The following is a 6,743-nucleotide window of genomic DNA, read 5'->3' on the forward strand; positions in this document are numbered from 1 at the left end:
AATACTTGGAAAAAATCCACTTATTTCACCCCTTTCTTAAATCGAGCGGCAATCCAACGAATAAAATAACTGGATGCTACGAAGAAAATGATCAATGCTATGACAATATCCACAATTTCACTAGGTATTCCGGTTTCTAGCGGCATATTTAAGGCCCCGGCTTTCAGTCCCCCAAATAATAAGGCTGCAAGCACAACACCAATAGCCGTATTCGCCCCTAATAAGGCTACTGCAATCCCATCAAAGCCCATACCTGTGAACCCGCCTTTGACCGCGGCATAACCGAAAGTTCCAAGGCCTTCCATCGCACCCGCAAGTCCTGCAAAAGCACCTGAAATAACCATGGAAAGTATGATGTTCTTATTGACACTCATCCCTGCATACTCGGACGCGTGCTGATTGAAACCTACCGCTTTCAGTTCAAAGCCGGTTTTGGTCCTTTCAAGCAGGAACCACATGATGATTACGCAAATAATCGCTACCACTATTCCCCAATGCATCCGGGAAAAATCCGTAATGCTTTCAAAAAAAGGAGACCGCAGTGATGCTGTATCAGCAATTCTTTCTGTTTTATCCAGCTTGTCAGTCATTACATTCCTAATTAAATAATTCGTCACATATAAAGCTGTATAATTCAACATGATGGAAACGATTACTTCATGTACACGGAACTTAGCTTTTAAATAACCAGGGATAAAAGCCCACAATGCCCCAGCAGCTGCACCAGCTAATATGGCCAATGGCAAATGGATGATCCTTGGAAGATCAAAAGCGATTCCGACCCAAACTGCCGCCAGCCAGCCTACAATTAATTGCCCTTCTACACCGATATTGAAAAGGCCCGTGCGAAAAGCAAAAGCCACTGCCAAACCGGCAAGGATATAAGGGATGATTGTCCTGACGGATTCCCCTACATAATAAGAATCCCCAATAATTCCATTTACCATGGAGCCATAGCCGGCAACTGGGTCATAGCCGCTTACCAACATGATTATGGCCCCAACGACTAAGCCGAGGATAACTGCTATTAACGGACTCGTTAATTTAGATAAATACTTAGACATTTTGTTTTCCACCTGCTTCCGTCCGTTTACTGCCGGCCATTAGAAGGCCAAGCTCCTGTTCAGTCGTTTCTTTCGGATCGACAATTGCGACGATTTCCCCTTCGTATATAACGGCAATCCTATCGCTCACATTCATGATTTCTTCCAATTCAAATGAAATGAGAAGTACCGCTTTTCCTGCATCACGCTGTTCAATGAGCCGTTTATGGATAAACTCGATCGCTCCTACATCAAGCCCGCGTGTTGGCTGTGCGGCAATCAATAAATCCGGGTTCCTATCAACTTCCCGGCCGATGATCGCTTTTTGCTGATTCCCGCCAGAAAGAGCCCTTGCCGGGGTATATTCACTCGGAGTCCTAACATCATAGCTTTTGATCAATGAACGGGCTTTTTCAAATATTTTCTTTGAGTTCAAGATACCGGCTTTTGAAAAAGGCCTTTGATAGTAGGTTTGCAAGACGATATTTTCCCCAATGCTGTAATCGAGAACCAAGCCATGCTTATGCCTGTCTTCTGGAATATGGCCGACACCTGCTTCAGTGATTTTACGCGGCTTCAGATTCCTGATTTCTTTTCCATTTAGCATGATCGAACCAGCTGTTGTCTTCCTTAGGCCAGCCAATGCTTCAATTAGTTCGGATTGTCCATTTCCATCAACACCGGCGATACCGACAATTTCTCCTGCACGGACAGTTAAATCCAAGTTCCGAACAGCTGAAACGCCCCGGGAATCCTTGACTTCCAGTTCCCGGACCTCGAGAACTACATCCGAAGGAATAGCTGCCGTTTTTTCCGTCTTGAACAGAACTTCCCTACCGACCATTAAGCTAGCCAATTCGTTAGGATTCGTTTCGTTGACATTCACTGTACCAATTCCTTGGCCTTTGCGTATTACCGTTACCCGGTCACAAACCTCCATGATTTCCTTAAGTTTGTGTGTAATTAAAATGATGGATTTCCCCTCTTTGATAAGGGCTTTCATAATATAAATCAATTCCTTGATTTCTTGAGGAGTCAATACAGCGGTCGGTTCATCAAAAATCAATATTTCCGCACCACGGTAAAGCGTCTTAAGAATCTCGACACGCTGCTGCATCCCTATTGAAATATCGGCAATTTTCGCATAGGGGTCAACACGAAGCTGATATTGTTCTGATAGTTTCCTAACTTCCTCGCTCGCTTCTTTTAAATCGATCTTACCCGCTTTGGATGGTTCTTTTCCTAAAATGATATTTTCTGTTACTGTAAAGGGGTCTACGAGCATAAAATGCTGATGGACCATCCCAATCCCTAAATCATTGGCAATGTTAGGACTGGTAATCTTGACTGGCTTGCCGTTCACACGGATTTCTCCCTGTTCAGGCTGGTATAAGCCGAATAAAACATTCATCAATGTGGATTTGCCCGCGCCATTTTCACCTAATAATGCGTGAATCTCCCCTTTTTTAACCTGAAGGGTAACGTTATCATTTGCGACGATGCCGGGGAATTCCTTACGGATATTAAGCATCTCAATTACATATTCCACGTATTATCAACTCCTAAAATGAGTGTAAATATTCTTAAAATCATTTAATTGCATCTACTAGCTTATTGATTTTTTAAAAAAAACCAAATGAAAAACTACGATTCTATCATAGTTTTTCATTCGATATTTTTCAGTTGCAAAGACCAATTGGGAAAAGAAAGAATAGAGGGCAATTCGCCTCCCTATTCTTTCTGGCATTAGAGATTATAAATCAAGTTTTTTGAATTCTTCATCCGTTCCCGGAACTACGAATTCACCTGATTTAATTTTTTCTGTCCACTCTTCGACCGCTTTTAAAGATTCTTCTGTTACGTTATCTTTTGTATCGGAAATGCCTACACCATTTTCTTCGATACCGTACTCAATTACTTTTCCGCCTGGGAAGTTTCCTTCTTTCGCTTTCTCGGAAAGGTCTTTAACTGCCACGTCAACACGTTTTAGCATGGAAGTAAGTGTGATGTTGTCGTCAGTTCCAGGAACTGCCCCTAATTTAGCTTGGTCGCTATCTACACCGATAACATAGATTTCCCTCTTAGGATCTTTTTGCTTTTGCTCGACTGCTTCAGTGAATACACCTTTTCCAGTTCCGCCAGCAGCATGATAAATGATATCGATGCCTGAAGAATACATGGAGCCTGCTGTGGATTTACCGATATCAGCTTTATTGAAATCTCCGGCATATTTAACTTCAACTTTCGCATCCGGATTTACAGATAAAACCCCAGCCTTAAAGCCAACTTCGAATTTCTTGATTAATTCAGATTCAACTCCGCCGATAAAACCGACTTTGTTTGTTTTCGTTTGCAGACCGGCAATTACACCTACAAGGAATGAACCTTGCTGCTCTTTAAAATTGATGCTGGCTACATTCTTTTTATCTACAACTGTATCCACGATAGCAAAGTTTGAATCCGGACGTTGGTCGGCCACTTCACCAACAGCTTCGGCTAAAAGAAAACCGATACCATAGATTAGTTGGTAATCTTCACGTACAAGCGTATTCAGGTTTTTAGCGTAATCGGCATCAGATTTAGATTGCAGGTAGTTGTAGCCATCCTTACCTTTTTCCAGACCATTATCCTTACCGAATTCCTGAATGCCCTTCCAAGCGGATTGGTTGAACGACTCGTCATCCACGCCGCCAGTATCAGTTACCATTGCAACAGTGAAGTTATCTTTGTTTTTCCCATTTGAAGATTCTTTATCATCATTCTCTGAATTACCACATGCTCCCAGTAGCGTACCGGCTGCAAGAACAAGTGAAAGAGCTAGTCCTAATTTGCGCTTTTTCAATTTTTATCCCCCTAATTTACATAGTTTTTTGAGCAGGAATGTTCTGAAAAGTCATTCATGTTTGCGTTTTCACTTCTCGTTAATTTTTTTTGCATACGTTTTGATCGACTTTTTTTGGAATCGAAACAATCGCTTGCATTCATCCGTTTGCAGAGTCAAGGCCTACACACGTTTACGAAGAACATGAAAGCTGAACATATTGGCTTTAAAGTAGTTAACAGAATACAGGATAGGCTGGTCCCAATCATCCAGATGCATCTGCTTTAAAACGAGTAGCGCGGCTTCTGGCGAGCATTTAAGGATAGGAGAAACTTTCTCATGATATCCAATGGGCTCAATCTCCGCTACGGCATGCGTAATTTTCCGATGCGCATCTCTTTCCAAAATATCAAAAAGAGACTCATCATTACGGTCAAAATTTTCTGAAAGAATAGATTCAGGAATTTTGTCAATACAGTAGACGACTGGCTCCCCATTCGCTGTCCTTACTCGTTCGATGCTGACGATGCGTTCGTCTGTTGAACAAGAAAACCTGCGTATATCCTCTTCTGTAGGTTCTTGGGCCGTCGAGCTTAAGAAAATCGTACCCGGCTTCATCCCTGCCTCTTCAATCATGTTCGTGACACTTTTTAATTGCTCGATACCTGAAGTGAACCGAGGTTTCGGATTGACGAAAGTCCCAACTCCATGGCGGCGAATGATAATGTTTTCTTCTTCCAAAATTCGCAGCGCTTCTCGAAGTGTCGCCCTACTAACTCCCAATTTTTTCGCAAGATCGAATTCTGAAGGGAATTTTTCATTTTCCTGATAGACTCCAGCTTCAATATCCTGCTTCAGGTAATCAATGACCTGCAAATATAAATGTCGACTATCTGATTTTATTGACATACAGTTTCCCCCAGCTAATTTCTTAAGACATCAGACCTCTGATGTTGAATCATTCCTACTAATCGAAAATAATATAACATTTTTTTTAATATAAATAAATAGTGTTTTACTATTTACTTTAAAAGAATTTAGGAGAAATTACCCTTCCCTGTGTCTTTCAATCTAGATGTGGCCGCGGAATTTGTACGATTATTCTCCTAAATCAGATAAATTTATAAAAAAATGCAAGATGCATGCAGCTATGTTCAAGATCTTTTTTCCTGTATAATAGGATTTATCTTCTTTGAAGGGATGTACACAAGATGTTAAAGATTACAGAATACACAATCGAAAAATTGAATGATCCATTTGGTATTTTGTCCGGGGAACGTTACGAGTTGTTCTTGGATATTGAAGTGCCTGAAGAGGATGAGCTCTTTTCAGAAAATGGTTTATATATCCGGGTGCTTTTTGCTGTAGAAGAACAAAAAGGCAAATTGATTAAATATGATATTTTTGAAAAAGGGAACGAAGGCGCACTCGAATTCGATTTAGAAGAAGATGAAGAAGCGATGATTACCGACTTCTGCCTTCAACATTTAGACGAGGCGATGAATATTTAAAAAACCGGGCAGCTGCCCGGTTTTTTCTTTACCTATGATGAATGCGCTTCATCTTGTTCATCTTTTGTAACCAATACATTTCGTGGTTTACTGCCTTCATATGGACCGACAATTCCCCTAGCCTCCATTTCATCAATCAATCTGGCTGCCCGGGTATAGCCAATCCGGAAACGGCGCTGCAGCATGGAAACGGATGCAGTCTGCATTTCTACGATCAAGGATACCGCATCCCCATATAAATCATCTTCGACTTCACCATTTGAGGTTTCTGCAATTTCATCGGGTATCATTTCTTCGTTGTATTGTGCTTTTTGCTGTGAAATGACATATGTGACAACTTCCTCGACTTCATTGTCGGATAAAAAGGCCCCTTGGACGCGGACCGGTTTTGAAGCTCCTGAAGGCAGGAAGAGCATGTCACCCCGGCCTAACAGTTTTTCGGCCCCGCCCATGTCGAGGATCGTTCTCGAATCGGTCATTGATGAGACACTAAAGGCAATCCTAGATGGGATGTTCGCTTTAATGACCCCTGTAATTACATCTACGGATGGCCGCTGAGTGGCAATTATCAAGTGGATGCCAGCAGCACGTGCCATTTGTGCAAGCCTTGTGATGGCATCCTCTACATCGTTAGAAGCGACCATCATCAAATCTGCCAGCTCATCGACAATGACCACGATATAAGGCAAGAGCGGTTGTTTGGCGTCTTCTTCAATGTTATACCGGTTAATGTAATCATTGTAGCCTTCAATATTTCGCGTACCGGAATGAGAAAATAGCTCATAGCGCCTTTCCATTTCACTGACCACTTTTTGCAGAGCCTGTGCAGCTTTCTTCGGATTGGTCACTACAGGTGCGAGTAAGTGGGGAATTCCATTATAGACATTCAACTCGACCATTTTTGGATCGATCATCATCATTTTCACTTCATGCGGTTTTGCCCGCATCAGAATACTCGTAATAATCCCATTGATACAAACGGATTTCCCGCTGCCCGTAGCACCAGCCACTAGTAAATGCGGCATTTTATTGAGCTCCGCCTTAACCGCTTCACCGGAAATATTCCGCCCTAAGCCTATTTGCAGTTTTGCGTCAGGCTTGTCAACTTCTTTGGCCTCTAAAACTTCCCTTAATGACACCATCGCCACTTCGGAGTTAGGCACTTCTATTCCGATTGCCGATTTTCCGGGAATCGGCGCTTCGATCCTAATATCCTTTGCGGCAAGTGCAAGGGCCAAGTCATCGGATAGGCTGACAATTTTACTTACCTTCACCCCTACATCCGGATGTACTTCATATTTGGTTACGGCAGGACCTAAATGAACTTGAGTGACCCTCGCTTTCACTCCAAAGCTATGAAAGGTGCGC

At 42.3% G+C, this 6,743-nt stretch carries 6 protein-coding genes; 1 reads left to right on the forward strand and 5 read right to left on the reverse strand.

The genetic code is table 11. The features are described 5' to 3' along the window. Positions 1-20 precede the first annotated feature (20 nt). From AC1DVB_RS10570 to AC1DVB_RS10585, 4 genes are all read right to left on the reverse strand, one after another. On the reverse strand, positions 21-1,064 hold the full coding sequence (locus AC1DVB_RS10570; protein ID WP_034313547.1) for an ABC transporter permease: 1,044 nt from the start codon (positions 1,062-1,064) through the stop codon (positions 21-23). Continuing rightward, on the reverse strand, positions 1,057-2,592 hold the full coding sequence (locus AC1DVB_RS10575) for an ABC transporter ATP-binding protein (protein ID WP_057278389.1): 1,536 nt from the start codon (positions 2,590-2,592) through the stop codon (positions 1,057-1,059). The genes AC1DVB_RS10570 and AC1DVB_RS10575 overlap by 8 nt, the downstream gene beginning before the upstream one ends. A gap of 204 nt (positions 2,593-2,796) precedes the next feature. After that, on the reverse strand, positions 2,797-3,885 hold the full coding sequence (locus AC1DVB_RS10580) for a BMP family lipoprotein (RefSeq protein WP_095678836.1): 1,089 nt from the start codon (positions 3,883-3,885) through the stop codon (positions 2,797-2,799). A 162-nt stretch (positions 3,886-4,047) separates the two neighbouring features. Then, a complete protein-coding gene (locus AC1DVB_RS10585) occupies positions 4,048-4,773 on the reverse strand; it encodes a GntR family transcriptional regulator (protein WP_034313556.1) in 726 nt (241 codons plus the stop codon). Between the two features lie 302 nt (positions 4,774-5,075). Here AC1DVB_RS10585 and AC1DVB_RS10590 point away from each other — a divergent pair, with 302 nt between their 5' ends. Next, positions 5,076-5,375 carry a DUF6509 family protein gene (locus AC1DVB_RS10590; protein WP_057278391.1) on the forward strand — a complete coding sequence of 100 codons (300 nt, stop codon included), beginning with the start codon at positions 5,076-5,078 and terminating at the stop codon, positions 5,373-5,375. A 32-nt stretch (positions 5,376-5,407) separates the two neighbouring features. On the opposite strand, the gene AC1DVB_RS10595 is transcribed toward AC1DVB_RS10590, so the two are convergent. Continuing rightward, positions 5,408-6,743, reverse strand: a 1,336-nt coding sequence (locus AC1DVB_RS10595) for a DNA translocase FtsK (protein ID WP_477589194.1), incomplete at its 5' end; no start/stop codon positions are given.

The sequence above is a fragment of the Peribacillus sp. P4_D6 genome (assembly GCF_056401795.1).